General features: G+C 36.2%; 2 protein-coding genes. Both read left to right on the plus strand.

Annotation, left to right across the window (positions count from 1 at the left end):
* Nucleotides 1-1136, plus strand: a 1136-nt coding sequence (gene tssL, locus ACTHUT_RS15605) for a type VI secretion system protein TssL, long form (protein ID WP_440418999.1), incomplete at its 5' end; no start/stop codon positions are given.
* 31 nt (nucleotides 1137-1167) lie between these two features.
* The coding region (gene tssM / locus ACTHUT_RS15610) for a type VI secretion system membrane subunit TssM (RefSeq protein ID WP_440419000.1) at nucleotides 1168-3570 on the plus strand (2403 nt) is incomplete at its 3' end.

Raw genomic sequence — 3570 nt, forward strand, 5'->3', positions numbered from 1 at the left:
GCCTAATTAATAAATTCTCTCTCTTAATTAATAATTTTGGAGAGAATGCTGAAAAAAATGGAGCTAAATATGATGCTATTCAGGCTGCAAAATACTGTCTTTGTACATTTGTAGATGAATTAGCAGTCCGTGCCGGCTGGGCTGATGAAACTTGGTCAAAGAATAGCTTATTAGTATCTTTTTATGATGAAACTTGGGGTGGAGAACGTTTTTTTGAAATCATTCAAAATTTGAAACAAGATTCTGATAAAAATATTAATTTATTAGAGTTTATATATTTATGCCTGCAATTTGGTTACAAAGGTAAGTACCAGGTTCTAAACAATGGGGAACTTGAGATCGATAAAATTAAAAGAGACTTACTTGCCTTAATTCACAGTAAGCGACCTGACCAAACTGTTAATCTTTTTAAACATAACCCGATTATTACAAATAATATTCAAAGAAAACGCAGACTTGCTATTCCTTTATGGGTAGTTGGCGTATTAGGAGCTGTTGCATTGGGGATAGGCTATTTTACAATGCAATGGTCATTAGGTGATAAATTCAATACCGCCAGCATAAAAGTGAACAGCCTCAAACTTCCTTCAGCAATAACCAAACAACAGGATGCACAAAATACAGTCCGACTACGGCCTTTGTTGGAAAATGAGATTGCTAGGAAATTAGTATCTGTAGAAGATTTTCAAGACAGAAGTACTATTACTATTTTAGGTGATGGCTTATTTGAATCTGGCTCTGCGCAAATACAAGACCAATATTATCCTGTTTTAGCTGCAGTTAGTCAGGCCTTAGATAGTGTAGAAGGACAAATTATTGTTACGGGATACACTGATAATCAGCCAATTCAGAGTTTGAATTTTCCATCTAATTGGCATTTATCACAGGCTCGGGCAGATGCAGTAAAAGAAATTTTATTAAATTACGTTAAAAATGGCGGAACACGCATCCGTTCTGAAGGACGAGGCTCAACCGATCCTGTCGCACCAAACGATACTTTAGAAAACAGAGCTAAAAACCGAAGAGTTGAAATTACATTATTTACTACAGGAACTGGACCCAAACTAGGTAGCACAGTCGAAATAAAAAACGATACCTCCAATTCTCAACCAAACGGTAGTGTAAGCACACAATAATCTATTTTAGATTGATACGGAAAAAATAGACATGAAAAAAATTATTTATTTTCTAGGTTCTCGCTCTTTATGGGTAATGTTGGGTATTACCGGCCTGATTATATTAGTATGGTTTATTGGACCATTGATCTCCATAGGTGAAGTTCGCCCTTTAGTAAGCAAAACTATTCGTTTTACAGTGTGTGCCATTATTATTGGTATTTGGTTGGCTAAAGCCATATTTCGCCAATATCGTGAATCTCGACGAAACGCTGCTTTATTGAAAGAAATTCGAGCAGCCCAAGAGCCTATTTTAAAAAGTGCAAATGATGTTAGCTCTATGAGCCGCCAGTTTGCTGAAATGGACAAAGTATTAAAAAATGCTAAATTTTCTAAATCTAAAAACAGTTTGTTGGCTAGACTAGAAGAAGGTCAATACCTCTACCAAATGCCATGGTATGTTGTCCTAGGGGCAGCAGGATCTGGTAAAACAACTGCACTCAAACGCTCTGGTCTTAACTTCCCTTTAGAGAGCACTTTAGGGACATCTGTAAGTGGCCTAGCAGGTACACGAGATTGTGATTGGTTTCTGTCGGATGAAATAGTATTTCTCGATACAGCTGGTAGATTATCTTTACATGACAATCATAGCAGTAAAGACTCTAGTGACTGGGAAGAGTTTGTAACGCTACTACAACGTTACCGACCTAAACAGCCAATAAATGGAGTATTGGTTACTGTAGGTGTAGATGATTTGTTGGGCGGGAAAACCAACATAACAGAAATCTCAGTAGAACTGCGTAAAAGAATCCATGAAATGCATACTAAATTAGGTATACATTTCCCAGTTTATCTTATGATAACCAAACTGGATTTATTGCATGGTTTTAATGAATTCTTTGACCATCTAACTGAAGAACAAAGAAATCAATATTTAGGAATTCCTCTATCTAATACAGAAGGAATGGAAACTCCTATCGCTACTGCTTCTAATGCCTTAGCAGATATTGTAGATAAATTACGCTCCTCTATGTTGGGCACAGTTCATCAATTAGAATCTACTGAAGATAAAGCTGCAGCTTTTGCATTCCCAGAGGAGTTTGAGCGCCTTAATCAAGCAGTACTTTCTCTATTTAAAGAGCTGTCTAAATCTTCAAAATTTGAGCAACCTATCGCATGGAGAGGTGTTTATTTTTCAAGTGCGACACAAACAGGACAACATCTCAACCCTATACTGGAAGGTTTGCAAAGTGATTTCCAATTATCTAAAAAATACTTGGATTCAAACCAGGCCTCTACTCAGAATAACGAACATAGCTTTTTCTTAAATAGACTCTTTGCTGACGTTATTCTTAGCGAGGCAAATTTAGCTGGCGAGAATAAATCTTGGTTCGTCAAAAAACAAATCTTGTATTGGCTAGGTATTGGAGCTATTGCAACTGTAGTAATTGCATGTTTAACAATGATGCTGAATAGTTACTCAAATAACCAATCATATCTTGAACAGGTTGATCAAAAAGCAACTAACTTAGCTTTAGATGTAAAAAAATATACAGACAGCCCTGATTTACTTAAGGCTGTAACATTTGCTGAACAAGTTAGAGATACAACTACCAGTAAAGAAATTCCAGATTTATTATCCCCTCCTCTGAGCTATCGTATGGGTCTTTATCAAGGTAGCCAAATGAAAGATGTTGGGGAGTCAGCCTATTATAGAATTCTTCAAGACAACGTAATGCCATTAATCAGCTATAAGTTGGATGAACTTCTACGCACAGCTAATGGTTCTAATAATATTAATAGCTATGATGCATTAAAAGCTTATCTTATGATGTTCCACAAAGAACATTTTGATGCTGCTTTTATGCAAAACTGGTTAATGTCCAATTTGTCTAAAACAGAATCATCAGGCATGAGTGACCAACAAAAAAAATCTGTTGAAAAAGCTCTGAATCAGATTCTTTCAAAACAAAGCATTACACCAAGTGTTCCCTATGACGAAGAATTAGTAGAACGTCGTAGACAGGAAATTGCACAAAGAGACATTGCAACCATGGTATTAGAAGATACTATAAACACAGTTACTCTCTCAGGAAAAGAAGGAGTTACACCTGTATCTTTTTCAAGTATGGGTGGTGTGCAAAGTCACTTGCTATTCCGACGTAAGACTGGTGGGGCTTTAAAAGAACCTATTAACTTTATTTATACCAAAGAAGCCTACATTACTAAAGTTTTACCTGCCATGGTTAAATCTGCAGAGCAGTTTTTTAATGAAGACAACTGGGTATTAGGTAACTATGCTTCTTTAGGCCAAAGTAAAGCATCTGTTCTTTCCGATGCCCAAAGAATCTATTTCAGTAATTACATTAAAGTTTGGAATAGTTATTTATCTGATTTGTCATTAGTAACACCAAAGTCATCACGAGAGAGTACTCAAATTGCCAAACTGCTATCT

The sequence above is a fragment of the Neisseria sp. P0022.S010 genome, from assembly GCF_051956635.1.